General features: G+C 40.5%; 20 protein-coding genes. 4 read left to right on the forward strand and 16 right to left on the reverse strand.

Annotated features, from left to right (window positions below; genetic code table 11):
* Window positions 1-7: 7 nt before the first annotated feature.
* Complete coding sequence (locus ACQQ5U_RS05660) at window positions 8-739, reverse strand: lysophospholipid acyltransferase family protein (protein ID WP_437396000.1); 732 nt, start codon at window positions 737-739, stop codon at window positions 8-10.
* A gap of 57 nt (window positions 740-796) precedes the next feature.
* On the opposite strand from ACQQ5U_RS05660, the gene ACQQ5U_RS05665 reads away from it, so the two are divergent.
* Window positions 797-1,039 (forward strand): GlsB/YeaQ/YmgE family stress response membrane protein, encoded by a 243-nt coding sequence (locus ACQQ5U_RS05665; protein WP_437396001.1) that lies wholly within the window; start codon window positions 797-799, stop codon window positions 1,037-1,039.
* 84 nt (window positions 1,040-1,123) lie between these two features.
* Complete coding sequence (gene trpS / locus ACQQ5U_RS05670) at window positions 1,124-2,092, forward strand: tryptophan--tRNA ligase (RefSeq protein WP_437396002.1); 969 nt, start codon at window positions 1,124-1,126, stop codon at window positions 2,090-2,092.
* A gap of 332 nt (window positions 2,093-2,424) precedes the next feature.
* Here trpS and dprA read toward each other — a convergent pair whose 3' ends face one another.
* Window positions 2,425-3,531, reverse strand: a complete 1,107-nt coding sequence (gene dprA / locus ACQQ5U_RS05675) for a DNA-processing protein DprA (protein ID WP_437396003.1) — start codon at window positions 3,529-3,531, stop codon at window positions 2,425-2,427.
* A 105-nt stretch (window positions 3,532-3,636) separates the two neighbouring features.
* On the opposite strand from dprA, the gene ACQQ5U_RS05680 reads away from it, so the two are divergent.
* Entirely contained in the window at window positions 3,637-4,581 is a 945-nt protein-coding gene (locus tag ACQQ5U_RS05680; RefSeq protein WP_437396004.1) for an SPOR domain-containing protein, read from the forward strand.
* 58 nt (window positions 4,582-4,639) lie between these two features.
* Entirely contained in the window at window positions 4,640-5,155 is a 516-nt protein-coding gene (locus tag ACQQ5U_RS05685; RefSeq protein WP_437396005.1) for an acyl-CoA thioesterase, read from the forward strand.
* Here ACQQ5U_RS05685 and ACQQ5U_RS05690 read toward each other — a convergent pair.
* From ACQQ5U_RS05690 to atpE, 14 genes are all read right to left on the reverse strand, one after another.
* The gene (locus ACQQ5U_RS05690) at window positions 5,152-5,694 is read right to left on the reverse strand and encodes a hypothetical protein (RefSeq protein WP_437396007.1); all 543 of its coding nucleotides are present in this window, start codon (window positions 5,692-5,694) and stop codon (window positions 5,152-5,154) included. The two genes, ACQQ5U_RS05685 and ACQQ5U_RS05690, sit on opposite strands and share 4 nt — an antisense overlap.
* Window positions 5,695-5,752: 58 nt before the next feature.
* Entirely contained in the window at window positions 5,753-6,484 is a 732-nt protein-coding gene (locus tag ACQQ5U_RS05695) for a hypothetical protein (protein ID WP_437396008.1), read from the reverse strand.
* Window positions 6,485-6,540: 56 nt separating this feature from the next.
* On the reverse strand, window positions 6,541-7,377 hold the full coding sequence (locus ACQQ5U_RS05700; protein WP_437396010.1) for an aldo/keto reductase: 837 nt from the start codon (window positions 7,375-7,377) through the stop codon (window positions 6,541-6,543).
* A 4-nt stretch (window positions 7,378-7,381) separates the two neighbouring features.
* Window positions 7,382-8,608 carry a murein hydrolase activator EnvC family protein gene (locus tag ACQQ5U_RS05705; protein ID WP_437396011.1) on the reverse strand — a complete coding sequence of 409 codons (1,227 nt, stop codon included), beginning with the start codon at window positions 8,606-8,608 and terminating at the stop codon, window positions 7,382-7,384.
* A gap of 1 nt (window position 8,609) precedes the next feature.
* A complete protein-coding gene (locus ACQQ5U_RS05710; protein ID WP_437396012.1) occupies window positions 8,610-9,350 on the reverse strand; it encodes a DUF4292 domain-containing protein in 741 nt (246 codons plus the stop codon).
* A 38-nt stretch (window positions 9,351-9,388) separates the two neighbouring features.
* Window positions 9,389-10,312, reverse strand: a complete 924-nt coding sequence (locus tag ACQQ5U_RS05715) for a tetratricopeptide repeat protein (protein WP_437396013.1) — start codon at window positions 10,310-10,312, stop codon at window positions 9,389-9,391.
* Window positions 10,313-10,354: 42 nt separating this feature from the next.
* A complete protein-coding gene (locus tag ACQQ5U_RS05720) occupies window positions 10,355-11,371 on the reverse strand; it encodes a sugar phosphate nucleotidyltransferase (protein ID WP_437396014.1) in 1,017 nt (338 codons plus the stop codon).
* An 89-nt stretch (window positions 11,372-11,460) separates the two neighbouring features.
* A complete protein-coding gene (dut, locus tag ACQQ5U_RS05725) occupies window positions 11,461-11,895 on the reverse strand; it encodes a dUTP diphosphatase (protein WP_437396015.1) in 435 nt (144 codons plus the stop codon).
* Window positions 11,885-13,354 carry a lipopolysaccharide biosynthesis protein gene (locus tag ACQQ5U_RS05730; protein ID WP_437396016.1) on the reverse strand — a complete coding sequence of 490 codons (1,470 nt, stop codon included), beginning with the start codon at window positions 13,352-13,354 and terminating at the stop codon, window positions 11,885-11,887. The genes dut and ACQQ5U_RS05730 overlap by 11 nt, the downstream gene beginning before the upstream one ends.
* Window positions 13,355-13,489: 135 nt before the next feature.
* Window positions 13,490-14,350: an ATP synthase F1 subunit gamma gene (atpG, locus tag ACQQ5U_RS05735; protein ID WP_437396674.1), complete on the reverse strand. Its 861-nt coding sequence runs from the start codon at window positions 14,348-14,350 to the stop codon at window positions 13,490-13,492.
* 100 nt (window positions 14,351-14,450) lie between these two features.
* Window positions 14,451-16,031 carry a F0F1 ATP synthase subunit alpha gene (gene atpA, locus ACQQ5U_RS05740; RefSeq protein WP_437396017.1) on the reverse strand — a complete coding sequence of 527 codons (1,581 nt, stop codon included), beginning with the start codon at window positions 16,029-16,031 and terminating at the stop codon, window positions 14,451-14,453.
* Between the two features lie 2 nt (window positions 16,032-16,033).
* Window positions 16,034-16,573, reverse strand: coding sequence for an ATP synthase F1 subunit delta (gene atpH, locus ACQQ5U_RS05745; protein WP_437396018.1), 540 nt, complete (start codon window positions 16,571-16,573; stop codon window positions 16,034-16,036).
* A gap of 6 nt (window positions 16,574-16,579) precedes the next feature.
* On the reverse strand, window positions 16,580-17,080 hold the full coding sequence (locus tag ACQQ5U_RS05750; RefSeq protein ID WP_437396019.1) for a F0F1 ATP synthase subunit B: 501 nt from the start codon (window positions 17,078-17,080) through the stop codon (window positions 16,580-16,582).
* Between the two features lie 96 nt (window positions 17,081-17,176).
* Complete coding sequence (gene atpE / locus ACQQ5U_RS05755) at window positions 17,177-17,368, reverse strand: ATP synthase F0 subunit C (RefSeq protein WP_019388038.1); 192 nt, start codon at window positions 17,366-17,368, stop codon at window positions 17,177-17,179.
* Window positions 17,369-17,373 lie beyond the last annotated feature (5 nt).

Raw genomic sequence — 17,373 nt, forward strand, 5'->3', positions numbered from 1 at the left:
CAAAAGGTCAGGTTAATTCCTTTAGAATTACCCCCCTTACCTCTTCCCTCAAAGTCGAAGTATCTTCCGCACTCAGAATGCCTGTTTCAAAAAATGGGTGGATAATTGCCCTGATTTGTCCGGGTCCACCGCTATAAAAAGTGAATGAAAACCGTTTTTTATTATCCATAAAAGTCATGGGCACCACTGGAATTTTATGTGCAATGGCCATTTTAAAAGCTCCGTCTTTGAATTTATCCAGAATAACCTCCTCTTTCGGCACCCCTCCTTCGGGAAATATACAAATGCTCAATCCTTGATCTAATCTTTTTTGAGCACGCCGATAAACTCCAGTTCTGCTGCGAACATTTTCCCTATCTACCAAAATACACACTCTTTTGTAGAAAAATCCAAAAATGGGAATATTCACCAATTCCTTTTTGCCCACAAAAACAAAAGGATTTCTACTAACATGAAGCATCAACATAATATCGAGCATACTGGTATGGTTTGCGACCAACATATAACTCTTTCCTCTTTTCATTTTTTGTTCGCGTACAATTTTGGGAAAGCAACCCATACCATACAAAATGGGCCTTGCCCATAAATTGCGGGCCAACCAAAAAAATTGGGGGTAGGTCTTTTCCGAAATAGTAAAGATGAGCAAAAAAGGGAAAAACAATAGAATGGGAACAGTAACCAGCACATAGAACCATACCCTGTACAACACATAACCAACGTTTCTGATTATTCCAACCATGGGCCAAAAGTAGAATTTTTGAATATCTTTATAGGACTAACCATAAAATCTTATAGCATGGGTATTTTATATGCATTGTTAATCGGGGGGCTCGCAGGCTGGCTTGCCGGTAAAATTATGAAAGGTGGCGGATTTGGTGCCCTATTGAACATTATTTTAGGAATTGTTGGGGGCGCAGTTGGCAACTGGTTATTTGGAGCTTTGGGGATTCATATAAGTTCAGGTATTCTTGGCGATTTAATCACTGGAGTAATTGGTGCCGTGGCAATTCTTTTTATAGCAGGGCTTTTCAAAAAATAACTTTGTGCCCATAAAACATTTTAGCGTTCATATCCGCTTTTTTTATATGTACGGGATGCTTACTTTTACGGGCAAAAATTAAGCATGGCCCGAATTCTGACAGGAATACAAAGTACAGGAACACCGCACTTGGGGAATATATTGGGTGCCATTGCACCTGCCATTGAAATGGCGGAAGATCCCAAGAACGATTCGTTCCTCTTTATAGCTGATATGCACTCCCTGACCCAGATTAAAGATGGGGAACTGCTGAGAAATAATACTTACGCCATTGCAGCCGCTTGGCTCGCCTTTGGGCTTGACATTGAAAAGACTGTTTTCTACAGGCAGAGCGATATTCCACAAACCGCAGAACTGGCTTGGTACCTTAGCTGCTTTTTTCCCTATCAAAGATTAACATTGGCCCACTCCTTTAAGGACAAAGCGGATAGGCTGGAAGATGTAAACGCTGGCTTGTTCAGCTACCCAATGCTTATGGCGGCTGATATTTTGTTGTATGATGCAGACATTGTTCCGGTAGGGAAAGACCAACTCCAGCATTTGGAAATGACACGTGATGTCGCCTCACGCTTTCACAACCAAATGGGCGAAACTTTTGTGATGCCAGAAGCCAAGGTGCACGAGCAGACCATGTATGTGCCAGGAACGGATGGTGAAAAAATGAGCAAAAGCCGGGGCAACCTCATTAATTTGTTCCAAACGGATAAAAAGCTGCGCAAACAGATTATGGGCATTGTTACGGACAGCACGCCCATGGAAGACCCTAAAGACCCAAGTAAAGACAATGTGTTTGCCTTGTACAAGCTTTTGGCTTCTCCTGAACAGATTGAGGAAATGAGTGCCAACTACTTGGCAGGAAATTACGGTTACGGACATGCCAAACAGGCTTTGTACGAACTCATATTGAAAAGGTTTGAAGAACCTCGGGAAAAGTTCGAATATTACATGAACCACAAAAGTGAAATAGACGAAGCTTTAGCTTTTGGTGCAGAAAAAGCGCGAAAAGTGGCCAATGAGGTTTTGGGGCGCGTTCGTGAAAAGTTGGGATATTAGTTTTTTGTCGAACATTAAGCTTGTTACCTTCCCTTTTGATTTATTTAAAAGTTGCTCAAAGCACTCGTTTTAAGTGCTTTTTGCACAAAACTCTCGATTTTTTGCGGTAAGTTCCCGTTAAACTACACCCAAAAACAGAGTGACTGTTCTGTTATCATTCAATACAATAAACGGTTATCTTCAGGATGATTTCACAGTTAATACTGGCTGAATTCAAGCTCAACTGCTTAGATTTTTCGGTCAATTACCTCGCTTTTTTTCAATTTTAATAGTTGGCAGGTCAATACCTTCTATTTGAAAATTTTCACCCCTTAAACCTAAAAATAGTAGGCTTAGACCGCCTCAAACATTTTACCGGGCAATGGTCGGATCACACCCTTCATTTCCATGTTCAGCAAAGTGGACGAAACTTTAAAAATGGGGAGATTACATTCCAAAGCCACGGTATCGAGCATCTGTTTCCCGTTCAACTGCAAATAAGAGTAGATTGACTGTTCTGTTTCATCCAACTCGATGAAAAGCTGTTTTTGTACCGTTTTTTTCCGCTCTTCCTCCCCAATTTCCCATCCCAATAGGTAAATCAGCTCGGCAGCGGAGGTAAATAAATGCGCTTTTTGGTATTTAATAAGATCATTACAGCCTTTGCTCCATTTATCGGTTGCCCTTCCGGGAACGGCAAATACCTCTCTGTGGTATCCGTAGGCCAAATCCGCCGTGACCAAGCTGCCTCCTTTTTCAGCAGATTCGATGACAACGGTCGCTTCACTTAATCCGGCAATAATTCGGTTGCGTTTGAGGAAATTTTCCCTGTTGGGCCGACTGTTGCTCCAAAATTCAGTCATAAAACCGCCATTCGCTTCAATTTTGGATTTGTATTTGGAATGCACCTTGGGATAAATCTGATTAAGTCCATGCGCCATACAGGCAATAGTTTGTAACCCTTGGTCCATGGCCGCTTTTTGAACGGCTATATCCACCCCATAGGCCAATCCGCTCACAATAACAGGGTTCAATGGGGCAATCTCCTCAATAAATTGATTACAAAACGAGGCTCCATAGTTGGTTATGTTCCTGGTACCGACCACACTAATGACTTTTTGATGCTTCAAATCGATATTGCCACGTTGGAACAACAAAATGGGCCCATCTACGCAGTGCTTCAAACGAATGGGATAGTCATCATCCATAAAATAGGAAGTGACAATGTCCTCTTTGGTCAAAAATTCAAACTCTTTTTGGGCTTCTTCAAGATGGATTGAATCGTGTAGCCCTTTCAAGGTCATCTTGCCAATGCCGTCAATTTTAAAAAGATGATGCGGTTTATCCTCAAAAACGGCTTTTGGGCTTCCGCAGTGGGCAATTAATTTTTTGGCAGTAACATCCCCGATATTGGGAATACTTTGCAGCCGCAAAGCCGCAATAATTTCAGGTTCAGTCATTTGATTTGGGAGTCAAAGTTGTTCACAAAATACAGATTTTCAAATGTTAATAAAAAGTTATCCAGCATATTTTGTACTGTCCCTTTTTTTGCAATATTTGTGCCTATGCGGATTGATTCATACATAGAAAAACTATTGTTCGACTATAATTGTGTTGTAGTACCGGGTTTCGGCGCTTTTTTGGCACATGGTAAATCCGCAGAAATTGATTCGGCCACCAATACTTTGGTGCCACCAAGCAAGACCATTTCCTTTAATGCCCAACTTTCCAAAAATGATGGATTGTTGGTTTCCCATATATCCAAAGAAAAGAATTTGGGATACGAAGATATGCTTCAGGAAGTGGAGAACATTTCCAAAGATTGGAACCATAAATTAGCTCAGGGTGAAAGCATTGAGCTTTTTGGCATCGGTAAACTTTGGCATAACAGCGAACAACGTATTCAGTTCCAGCCTGAGGAAAAAATCAACTTTTTGACATCTTCTTTTGGTTTATCCTCCTTTGCTGCCACACCCATTCAGCGTGAAATCATCAAAGAAGAGATAGTGGAGTTGGAAGAACGTATTCCATTTATCATCACGCCGGAAAAAAGACAGCAAACTTCCTTTAGACCTTGGTTAAAGTATGCCGCCGTCTTTTTATTGGCTGTTTCCTTAGGGGTAACTTCTTATCGCACCTATGGTGACCTTCAACAAAAAGAAGTGGCCGCTCAGCAAGATGCTCAACAAGAAGTATCCCGTTTGATTCAAGAAGCTACTTTTTTTGAAAGTGCTCCGTTGGAATTGCCTGCCATCAACATTAACGTGACCAAAAAACAGTTAGGCAAACACCACGTGATTGCAGGAGCTTTCCGTGAAGAACAAAATGCCGAGAAAAGGGTAAACCAACTCAAGGAAAAGGGATACAATGCATTTTATTTGGGCGTGAACAAATATGGGCTTCACCAAGTAGCTTATGATAGCTTTGAAGACCCGAAAGAAGCTCTTGTCTTTTTGAGAAAGGTAAAGATTGAAGATTCAAGGGATGCTTGGATGCTTTCCGAGAAATAATCCTGCTTTCCTTTAAAACCACTCCACACTTCAATATCTTTGCGCAAAATTTAAAGGTATGCGCGCTAAAACTCCTAGTGAATCCCGTACGGTAATGACCGATTTGGTATTGCCCAGTGAAACCAACCCGCTCAACAATCTTTTTGGTGGGGAATTATTGGCTCGTATGGATCGAGCTGCCAGTATTGCTGCCCGTAGACACAGCCGTAGGATTACGGTGACCGCTTCGGTAAACCACGTAGCTTTTAATCGCGCCGTACCGCTGGGTAGTGTTGTAACCGTAGAAGCTGCTGTTTCACGAGCTTTTAAAACTTCCATGGAAATTTTTATCGATGTATGGATCGAGGACCGCTTTACGCAGGAGCGTACAAAGGCCAACGAAGCGATTTATACCTTCGTAGCCGTTGATGATACAGGAAAACCTACCGAAGTTCCCGCTTTGGAACCAGAAACGGACTTGGAGAAAGAACGCTTTGCCGCAGCACTTCGAAGAAAACAGCTGAGTTTGGTACTTGCCGGTAAAATGAAGCCTGGGGATGCCACAGAGCTAAAGGCTCTTTTCTTGGATAACTAGAAAAAATATAGTCTTATCCCGATAAAGGGTGACAATGTTTGGGTCCTTCTAAAAAAATTTTCCAATTCTGGCGCTGTATATACACTTAAAAAATCCCAGTAGTGATCTATTTTCAGATAGATTCCAAAGGAATTACTCAATTTATAGGCTATGTCAAAATTAGCGACAATGGAAAAACCATCGTCTTTGAACTTGGTGGTGCTTTGGCTATGCCTGTATAGTACATATCCAGTTCCTAGCCCTGCTCTTATGCTCATACTTTTGTTTTTCTCCAAAAGAGAATAATTTCCGGTTGCAAGTAAATGGCTTACACTTGTGTTATCTATTCCGCCAACCTTACTTATATTCACAACGTCACCTTTATAATGACTCCATTGGGTTCCAATTAACCATTTGGATGATACCAAAATTTTTGCGTCCAAATTAAACCCATTTCCAATATCATATCCCTCTGCAAGAAAGTTATGGCCGAAACTGAAGGGCTGACCATAAGCTACACCTAGTTCACCTGTCACTTCGCTTTCCAACTCTTTTTTCACTTCTTGTGCAAACAAAAACGAATGCGTCAGACATAGTATAAAGAATATTATAACTCTTTTAAAAATCAAACTCGTACCCATTGATTTCTTTGTTGTAGTGCACTTTGGAATCATCCTGTTTAACAATGCCGTTGTTAATCAAAGAATAGCTAACTTGAATGGAATCTCCCCTTGAAACTCTCAGAGGGATTTCTTTAGTAAGCTCTGAAGGATATAGCTCTCCATATTCTTTCATTTGCCATATATTGACCTCAAACATGTCGTGGTCAATATTAATTTCTTTAACGGAAGCGTTATATTGTATTAAATATGCAAGGGTGTCTTGTATATTTGATATTCTATTTATTTGCAGTCTAGAGTTTACTACTCTTCCTATTTCAACCTCAGGAATTTGATATTTGAAAGTTTCCAGTGGCAAAGATTTGATTCCATTTATTACCAAAGTGGGCCAACCACTGTCATATCCATCCTCTCCTTCTGCATTAATAACCAATGAAAGGTAACTATTGTTTTTAGGTGAAATTGTAGTGATTTTATAATTTCCATCAGCCATTAATCTAGTTGAACCTATCAAATCAATATCTTCTTGTGTGAGAGGAAATAAAGGAAGTGGTATAAATGAACTTATAAATTCACCAGAAGCATAACCATCAACTGGTAGCTGGGGCAAATCTTCATTCTCAAAGGAAATAATTTGACCGACAATTAAAAGGCGCGTATTATCTTCATAAGTTAGTTCGCATGAAGATATTGCCATGCCCATCAAGAAAAGAAGTAGGTTTCTATTCATTCAGCTAAAGATATGTCGGTAAAAATCTGGGGTGATGAAAGTTACATTAAATAACTTTAAAAATCAAAATTGTCGGGATCTGGGCCAAATCGTTTGCCTTTGTCCAATCCATCCAACAGTTGCACATCTTCTTCGGAAAGTTCAAAATCGAAAAGGTCGGAATTGGCTATAATTCGCTCTTTTTTGGATGATTTTGGAATCGTGACCACCCCTTTTTGAAGGTCCCATCGCAAAACTATCTGTGCAATGGTCTTGTTGTATTTTGCAGCCAAATCCTTCATTATATCCAAATCAAAGATGTTGCCCTGCATCATGGGGGACCATGCTTCATATTGAATTCCTTTGGAATTACAGAAATCTATCAAATCCTGTTGTACCAAATAGGGATGAAATTCCATTTGGTTCACCATGGGCACAATCTCCGCCGAAGTCAATAAATCTTCTAAATGATGCTGCAAAAAGTTGCTCACGCCTATGGCGCGAACTCGTTTTTCCCTGTACAGTTTTTCGAGTGCTTTCCAAGTTTCTTTGGACAGTTCTCCTTTGGGCCAATGTATCAAATACAAATCTAAATAATCGGTTCCCAATCGCTCTAAACTGGCATCAAATGCTTTTAGTGTGGTATCATATCCTTGGTCGGTGTTCCAAACCTTGCTCACCAAAAAAACATCCTTTCGATCCACATTACTTTCTTGGATTCCTTTACCTACCCCTTCTTCATTATCATAAACGGATGCTGTATCGATATGCCTGTAACCATGATTCAAAGCCTCCTTTACTGCATTAATGACTTCACTTCCATCTTTGGAAAGATAAACGCCCAATCCAAAATAGGGCATCTGGACCCCATTGTGCAATTCAAAGGAGCCTTGTAAATCTGTTATTTTCTTCATAATGCTAGAGTTGGTAGATCCAATCTTCGGGATTTAACCGATTGGAGTCTTTATATAGATAAAACTTCAATTTAGTAGTACCGTCAAACCGATTGGTATTTATTTCGCCCAAAACCTCTTTAACGGCAACCCTGTCGCCTTTTTTAACGTACAGGTTGGATAAATTATAATACGTACTGATATAGTTGCCGTGCTTTATCTGAACCCCTTTACTGCCACCGGGAACTGATAAAATGGCGATAACCTCTCCTTCAAAAATGGCCCTGGCCTTGCTACCTTTGTCCGTAGTTATGGTCACCCCGTTGTTTCGGTGCTTTATTCCAGGATAAAGTTTATCCGCATATACCCCATATCCTTGGCTTTTTACCCCTTTTTCCACTGGCCAGATCAATCTTCCTTTGTTGGACGAAAAATTGTCCGCCAACAATTTTGCCTCCGGCGTTAAGGCAAAAGTTGCACTGGTTGTAGATTTTCCGGAACTCTTATTGGAACTGGCGATGGCACTTTTGATCAATCTTTCAATCTCCCGATCAATTTTACGCGCCTCTGCTTGCTTATTTGCAATTGCCGTGGTGTATTTAGCCTCATTTTGTTTGATGCTCGTCAAAAGGTTCTTTTGGCTCTCTATTTCCTTCGAAAGTTCAGCCTTGGCTCTTTGGTTTTCAGCTAGGAGCTGTTCCTTTTCTTTACGTTGACGAACTAAATCCTGATTCAGTTGTGTGAGTTCATCGGTTTTTTTGACGATTCCTTCACCTTGTTTTTTTCTATGCTTTGCATACTGCTGCATATATTGAAGTCTTTTAAAAGCCTGAAAAAAGTTTTCGGCAGACAACAAAAACATCAATCTATTACTTTGGGATTTGTTCTGATAGGTTTTTTGAATCAGGTTGGCGTAATCATCCTTTAGGATTTTTAGATCCTCCCTGAGCTTACTAATATTCCTAATGTTGACATTAATTTGTCTATTGAGAAGATTTGACTGTTGATTAGTAACTCGAATTAGCTCTTGACGAACATTGATTTTATTGTCCAAAGCCTCCATTTGATCCAAGACAGAACCTTTTTCTTTCCTTTCCGCAAAAAGCAATCTATTGATTTCTTTGATTTCTTTTTGCAAACGTTCCCGTTTTGCCTCCAGCACTTTTTGTTCACTCGTTTGAGCATACGAGGTTGTTGAAATAAAAAGCGTAACTAATAGACAATAAATAAAATATGAAATTTTACCTTTCATATTACTTTAATGTAATTTTATCATATCCCTTTGGCACTTTATAGGGAAAATTCATAGGTTTATTAAGTTCTAAATTACGAAAACTCAAATCTATGGTGGTTAAATCACCCGCTTCTTCGGCTATAATCTTTACTTCGTCGGGCAATACGTTTCCAGAAATATCCTGATAGGTATATTTAGCCATTAGCTGTCTTGCGTTTTCCGGTTGCGATATTTCTTGTTCGGCAATTTTAAAATTCTTTGGCTCCAGTTGAAACAATATTTTAAAAAGTTCTCTGGCCTTTTTCGGTTTCAATTGGTAATTCCCATTATACACTTCTGAGTTGAACTTCTCTTTTCTCAAGTCCAAAACAGCATTTCCAAGCAATAGGTTCTGTACCTTTTCAAAATCGAGTTCCGTTCCTAGCAAATTGCTTAAATAACTAAAATCTCCATCAAAATACTCGTTTTGTAGTTTGTTATAAAAAGATACCCTGTTTGGAGTAATGTGGACTTTGACCACACCAAGAGGTGCACTCATCCAAATTACCTTATCCTTTTCCATGCGAAGACTCACATTTACGCCTTGCGAATCGTCGCCATTGGCATAATCAATCTTAACCCTACCTCTTAATGTTTTAAATTTTGGCTGATTGGAATAATGCGCATTGATAATATTTTTGGCCGACATTTTTGCATTAACCTCTCCGCCCGAAATAGACTTGGTACTCTTACAAGACCCGAAGGTGAAAAGGAAAACCATTAATATGGAAATTCTAGATATGTTTTTATATAGGTGCATTATAATCCTGAATTAATCTTGTTCAAATATTCGTTCGCCTTTTGGGTGTTCCCAATTTTGGAATACCCGTCGGAAAGCTGCTTATAGATCTTGTTCTTCAAATTTTCATCATCCAATAGGTAATCAAGTCCGCTTTCCAAGACCTCTATTCCCTTATTGAGATTCCCTGTATTGTTCAAAGCAGTGCCATAAGCGTAATAAAAATAGGGTTGCAAAGGATAAGAATCCAGTGCTTCCTGAGACTCACTCAACAGTTTTTTAAAGTCAGAAGCTGCTATCAATTGCTCCATCTGTGCCTTTAACTGTGTCAAAGGGTCATCATCTACATCTTCCCTTTTTTTCTGAGCTATTGGAGCAATTTGTTCATGCTTCCCTTTTTCGAGGGAATCGTATATTTTCCGATTCAAGTCCGATTTCAATTGGGAATCTTCTAACCCGCTTAATACTTTTTGTGCATCCTCGTATTTCTTCATTTTGAAAAAAGCGACGGCCATATTTTGCTGAAGCTTTTTGTTCTCGTAAGGTATTCGCTGCTTTACGGTCTCCATCGGACTTCCTTGTTTGTCTAAAATGGTCATTAAATTGTCCAAATACCAATAATCGGTCGGTTCAGATAGTAATGCTTCTATGGCATAATCTTGGGCCTGTACATATTTTTTATCCAACATATAGGCTTTGGCCAATTCGTAGTTAACCACACTATTATCGGGCTCCAATTGTTTGCATTTCAGGAACAAATCCACAGCCCTGTCGTAGTTCTGGATGCCTTTTTGTTTTAAGGCCTCAAAGAAGTTCTCTTGAAACTCATCGGTATATTCTTCTAGGTAGACATCGGCACTTTCCTGTTCTTCTTGGGCATAGGTACCGTAATGCATCATTATCGACACTCCCAAAGCCAACCAAACAAGAAGTTCTTTTTTCATAACATCCTAAGTCCCCATCAAACTAAAAAATCTATTCTAAAGTTATTCCAAAATGGAATAATCTCCAATACTAATGGTCTCAAAATTACCATTATAAACAACATGGTTACCAATCATTGCATTGTCCAAATTAGCATTGCTTATTTTACTGTCGCTCTGGATCAGACTATTTTTTATTGTTGAATTTTCTATAACCGTATTTGCGCCGACCGAAACGAAAGGCCCAACAGTAGTGTTTTTGAGTACCACGTTCTCTCCGATGAAACAGGGTTCCACAATATTCGCATTTTCCTGTTGTACAGAGTTGGCAATCATACTTTCACCTTCTTTCTCCAAAAAGCTCAACATGCGCTGATTAGTCTCCACTGTAACATTTTTATTGCCACAATCCATCCACTCATCTACCTTACCTGGTACAAATTTCATGCCCTTTTGCATCATTCGTTTAATGCCATCATTAATCTGATATTCACCACCATGGGTTATATCATTATCAAGCACATGCTGAAGTTCATTTTTAAGGACTCCAACATCTTTGAAATAGTAAATACCGATTACAGCCAGGTCAGAAACGAATTCTTGTGGTTTTTCAACCAACTCAACAATTTCATTGGAATCATTAAGTTTTACCACTCCGTAAGCCTCTGGGTGCTCCACTTGTTTCACCCATATAACGCTATCTGCAGATTTGTCCAAATCAAAGTCGGCACGAATCAATGTGTCGGCATAAGCAATAACTGCTGGACCATTCAACGATTCTTTGGCGCTCATAATGGCATGCCCTGTGCCAAGCGGTTTGTCTTGACGGTAAATCGATCCTTTGGCTCCTAATTCACCAGCCAGTTCCATTAAGCTTTGCACCACATCTTCGCCAAAAAAGGCAGGGTCGCCCAAAATAAAGGCAACTTCGTCAATGGGTTCTCTCAACACCTTGGCAATATCGCTCACTAATCTGTGAACAATAGGTTTTCCTGCAACCGGAATCAATGGTTTTGGAACTGTTAATGTGTGTGGCCTTAAACGGGATCCTCTTCCCGCCATTGGAACGATTATTTTCATACATATACCCGCGAAGTCGGGTGTTTTTTTAAGGTTTTACTCTATTTAATAAAGGTCTCGACTATGCTCGAACCTGACATTACTTCTTTTTACTTGGTACCCGTACTTCCAAATCCGCCTGCACCCCTATCGGTATCCGAAAGGGATTCTACTTCTTCCCACTCGGCACGTTCGTGTTTGGCAATCACCATTTGAGCAATACGCTCACCATTTTCGATGGTAAAGTCTTCATTGGACAGGTTCACCAAGATGACCCCTACATTCCCGCGGTAATCGGCATCAATGGTACCTGGAGCATTTAAAACTGTTATGCCCTTTTTGGCCGCCAATCCACTGCGTGGTCTTACTTGCGCTTCATAACCTACAGGTAGTTCCATAAAAAGTCCTGTTGGGACAATGGCCCTTTCCAAAGGTTTTAAAGTGATGGGCGATTCTATATCCGCCCTTAAATCCATCCCTGCGGAGGCAAGGGTTTCGTAATGTGGCAACTTATGTCCTGATTTGTTTATGATCTTAATTTTCACGTCTTATTAATATGCTTCGTAATTTATCTCCTTCCATTTTATACACTAACCCCAAAAATAACAAAAGTAGTATGCTGCCCGCTATTAAATTTCTATTAAAAACATAGAATGAAAGTATTGAAAACACGAGCGATACGGAAAGGTAGAAGATTATCTTTCGCATATTGTAAGGAACGGGATAGTATTTTTTACCGAAGTAATAGGACAAGAACATCATGCTGCCATAGGCAGCTAAAGTGGCCCAAGCCGATGCCATATATCCAATTTTTGGAATAAGACTTATATTGATGACCAAGGTAATAATGGCTCCTACGGATGAGATATAGGCTCCAAACTTGGTTCGGTCCGTTACCTTGTACCATACGGATAGATTATGGTAGATGCCCAAACAGAAGCTCGCCAAAAGTATAATTGGAACTACGTCCAAGGCTTCCCAATATACTGGATTGTTAAGGAGCAGTTTACCCAATACATCGATAAATACAATAACGCCCAAAAGAATGATGCTACCCAGAATTACGAAGTAATTGGTTATCTGCGCATAGGTTTTTTGTGGTTTTTCGCTTTTGGCATGACTAAAGAAAAAGGGTTCAACTCCCATTCTAAAAGCAGTACCGAACAAGGTCATAAACAAGGCCAATTTATAACAGGCTCCATATTTACCCACTTCGCTCTCAGCAATATCGGACGGAAGCAGTTCGGTGAGCAAAATCTTATCCAATACTTCGTTTATCGTAAAAGCTATTCCTGCCACTAGAATGGGTCCCGCATATTTCATCATTTGTTTCCAGACATCAAAATCGAACTTATAGGACGCCTTGATGTAAGTCGGAAGCAAAATTAAAAGCGTTACACCGCTTGCGATCACATTAGAAATCAAAACGTAATGGATTTCCCAATTCGGCTTATAAAAAGAGACTAAAAAGCCTGTATCGTTTTCTTGGGCCATTTTTGGCAATATAAGTAGAAAAAACACATTGAAAGCCAAGTTAATGGCGACATTAACGGTTTTGAGCACTGCATATCGCATGGGCTTTTCGTTGGCCCTGAGCAATGCAAACGGGATGATTACCACGGCATCCAACACCAAAATATAGGTGGTGAATTTTAGGTAATCAGGATTTATGTTAGTAACTCCGGAAAGCCATTCTTTAAGAGAAAGGGCTAAAATTAAAAACAACAATGACGTACCCAACAAGGATATCAACGATGTAGAAATTACTTTAGCTTTGTTCTCGCTTTTATGATAAAAACGAAAGAAGGCGGTTTCCATTCCATAGGCCAAAAAGACATTAAAAATAGCTATCCAAGCGTATATGTTGGTATACTGTCCATAGCCCGAAGCATTTTCAAAAACAGTCGTATACAATGGAAGCAAGAAAAAAGAAATGACCCTCGGCAATACCGTGGCCAAACCGTAGATAAACGTCTGTTTAAAAAGCCTTTTAAGTGGATTCAATAGGTGTTGCTTCTTTAAAAACTTGATTAGTGGCTACAAGTTACGCAAAAGCCATTATTACCTAAACCTTATTGTCCCAAGAAAAACAAAAAGGCCACCGAATGGGTGGCCTTTTGATAGTATTATTATGGACCCTTAATTGTTCAATGCTTCTGCACCACCAACAATCTCAAGAATTTCATTGGTAATCGCTGCTTGACGTGCTTTGTTATAGGTCAATTTTAATTCATCTCTAAGTTCGGCGGCATTATCGGTTGCTTTGTGCATCGCTGTCATACGAGCTCCGTGCTCACTCGCAAAAGAATCCCTGATAGCCTTGAACAACTGTGTTTTCAAAGATTTAGGTATCAATTCCTTAACGATTTCCTCTTTTGATGGTTCAAAAATGTAATCTGCAGCAATTGCATTATCACCTTCATCACCTACGATTGGCAGAAATTGTTCGGTCATAACAATTTGAGTAGCTGCATTCTTGAACTTGTTGTACACCAATTCGATTTTGTCGTAATCACCTTTGGTGAACAAACGCATCAAAAGTTCAGCGATTTCGGCAACATTCTCAAAGGTCAAATCATCGTACACCTTGCTTTGGTCACCCAAAATCGTGTGTTTTTTACGAAGGATATCGTTTCCTTTCTTACCAATGGTATAAAAATCAACTTGCTTTCCTGGGTACTTGTTGGACACCAAGTTATTGCTCTGCTTGATGATATTGGAGTTGAATCCACCACAAAGACCACGATTGGAAGTAATGGATACTACCAAAACTTTGTTTACAGGTCTATTATCAGCATATTCACTACCACCGTCACCTTCCAAGCTAGCACTAAGCCCTTGCAAGAGCTCGGTCAGCTTGTCCGAATAAGGGCGCATTGCCGTAATAGCATCCTGTGCCTTTTTCAACTTTGCAGCAGAAACCATTTTCATGGCACTTGTTATCTGCATTGTTGATGAGATGGATGATATCCTGTTACGTATTTCCTTTAGATTCGCCATATGCTTCTTTGTCATTCCGCACTTGATGCGGAATCTTTTTGGTTATGGATTCCTGCAGTGCCCTTCGACTACGCTCAGGGTCCTTCAGGAATGACAATTGTTATGCTTTGTACTTGCTTGATAGGTCTTTACAAACCGCAGTCAAAGTTTCGGTAACCTCGTCGGTCAATTTACCTGCTTTAAGGGTATCCAAAACATCTCTATGCTTGGCGTTCAAGAACTCCAAGTAATCTTTTTCAAATTCTTTTATTTTGTTCACAGGAACATCCCTCAACAAGTTCTTGGAGCCTGCAAAGATGATGGCCACCTGATCTTCTACGGTAAATGGATCGTTCTGGCCTTGTTTCAAAATCTCAACGTTTCTACGCCCTTTTTCAATGACGTTCAAAGTAGCGGCATCCAAATCGGAACCGAACTTGGCAAAAGCTTCCAATTCACGGAACTGGGCTTGATCCAATTTCAAAGTACCTGCTACTTTCTTCATGGATTTGATCTGGGCATTACCTCCAACACGTGATACGGATATACCTACGTTAATTGCAGGACGAACCCCTTGGTTGAATAAGTCTTGCTCCAAGAATATCTGACCATCGGTAATGGAAATTACGTTGGTCGGGATATACGCGGAAACGTCACCTGCTTGAGTTTCAATAATAGGAAGAGCTGTCAACGAACCACCACCTTTCACCATTGGTTTCAAGACCTCTGGAAGGTCGTTCATCGTCTTTGCAATATCGTCATCGGCAATAACCTTGGCAGCACGCTCCAACAATCTTGAGTGCAAGAAGAAAACGTCACCAGGGTATGCTTCACGTCCTGGAGGTCTTCTCAATAGCAAGGATACCTCACGGTAAGCCACCGCTTGTTTTGACAAATCATCATAGATGATCAAGGCAGGACGTCCTGTATCTCTAAAGAACTCACCGATAGCTGCACCAGCAAATGGGGCATATACCTGCATTGGAGCAGGGTCTGAAGCGTTGGCGGCAACAATGGTTGTATAGGCCAGTGCACCTTTTTCTTCCAAAGTCTTGGCGATGGCGGCAACCGTAGACGCTTTTTGACCTATGGCAACATAGATACAGTAAACAGGTTCACCGGCATCGTAAAATTCTTTTTGATTAAGAATGGTATCAATACAAACCGTGGTTTTACCAGTTTGTTTATCACCAATTACCAACTCCCTTTGTCCACGACCAACGGGAATCATCGCATCGATTGCCTTGATTCCTGTCTGCATGGGTTCATCAACGGGCTGTCTAAAAATTACACCAGGAGCTTTACGTTCCAAGGGCATTTCGTAGGTCTCCCCGGAAATAGGTCCTTTACCATCGATAGGTTTACCCAAGGTGTCCACCACACGGCCAACAATTCCTTCACCAACATTGATGGAAGCAATACGCTCGGTTCTCTTAACAGTAGCGCCTTCCACGATTTCTTTGGATGGGCCCAACAATACAACACCAACGTTGTCTTCCTCCAAGTTAAGAACGATACCTTGCATGCCACCATCGAACTCCACCAACTCCCCGTACTGGGCATTGGCAAGTCCATACACACGGGCAATACCATCACCTACTTGTAATACGGTACCTACTTCATCCAAAGAAGCGGATGCTTCGTAACCTGATAACTGTTTTTTCAAAATTGCTGATACCTCAGCGGCTTTTACTCCTGCCATTTTTATAGACTATTTGTAAATTCTCTTTTTAATCCGTTCAATTTGTTTGCGATGCTTGCATCGTATTGGGTGTCCCCCACCCTTAGCACAAATCCTCCGATGATGCTCTCATCGATTTTATTCTCAAGGGTAACCTTATTGCCGGTTGCCTTGGTCACCGTGTCCAGAATTTTCTTCTCCAACGCTGCGGTCAATGGAAATGCGGTGGTCACGTAAGCTACCTCCTCACCCTTCAATTTTTCATGAAGAATGATGTATTTGAAGGCCACTTCCTGCAACATGGCAATTCTCTTGTTGCTTAGCAATGTTTGTAGAAGACCTTTTGTGATTTCGTTGGCGCCCTTGAAGATTTCCAACAAACTGTTCTTCTTCACTTCTGATTTTATTATAGGACTCTCCAACATATGTTGAAGCTCTACATTCTCAGAAATGGTCGCAGCTATCTCTCGCATATCTTTTTCAACGGCTTCTGCCGCCTTCTTTTCGACTGCGAAATCCAAGGTTGCTTTTGCGTATCGTATGGCTGCCCTGTTTTGGTTCATTTCCCCTTAGTTCAGTTTAATATCGCCCAACATATCCTCAACCAACTTTTGTTGTTTGCCTTTCTGGGAAAGCTCCTCTTTGATCACTTTTTCAGCAATCTCTAGAGACAAATTAGCCACTTGTGCCTTAATATCGGCAACGGCAGCTTTCTTTTCGCTTTCTATTGTGGCTTGGGCCTGCTTGATTATCTTATCACCTTCTACCTGAGCTTGCTCTTTGGCTTCCGAAACAATACTGTCTTTTATCTCTCTGGCCTCTTTCAACAAAGCATCCCTTTCCATTCTGGCTTCTTGCAGAAGCTTTTCGCTGTCCGCAGTAACATTCTGCATTTCCTTTTTTGCAGCCTCTGCAGCTTCAAGGGCATCTTTAATACCTTCTTCGCGCTTCTCAACAGCACCAAGAATTGGTTTCCACGCATATTTCCTCAACAATAACAAAAGAGCCACAAAAAGCAACAATTGCCAGAAAAATAACCCTAAGGAAAACTGTTCGATTAACTTTTCCATTTATCTTAAAATATTAATTCTTTTAAACTATATCATTTTAAATCAATGAAGAGCCATAGCCAACCGCTATGGCCTTCATTAATACTGTTACGGTTATTAGGCTGCAAAAAGAGCGGCGAAACCGATACCTTCAATAAGGGCTGCTGCAATCAGCATAGCAGTTTGAATCTTACCAGAAGCTTCAGGTTGACGAGCAATGGCTTCCATTGCCTGTCCACCGATTCTACCGATACCCAATCCTGCTCCGATTACGATCAAACCAGCACCTACGAAATTTAAACCTGTCATGATAT

This window comes from Flagellimonas lutimaris, assembly GCF_051494225.1.
Classification (GTDB): Bacteria; Bacteroidota; Bacteroidia; order Flavobacteriales; family Flavobacteriaceae; genus Flagellimonas; species Flagellimonas lutimaris_A.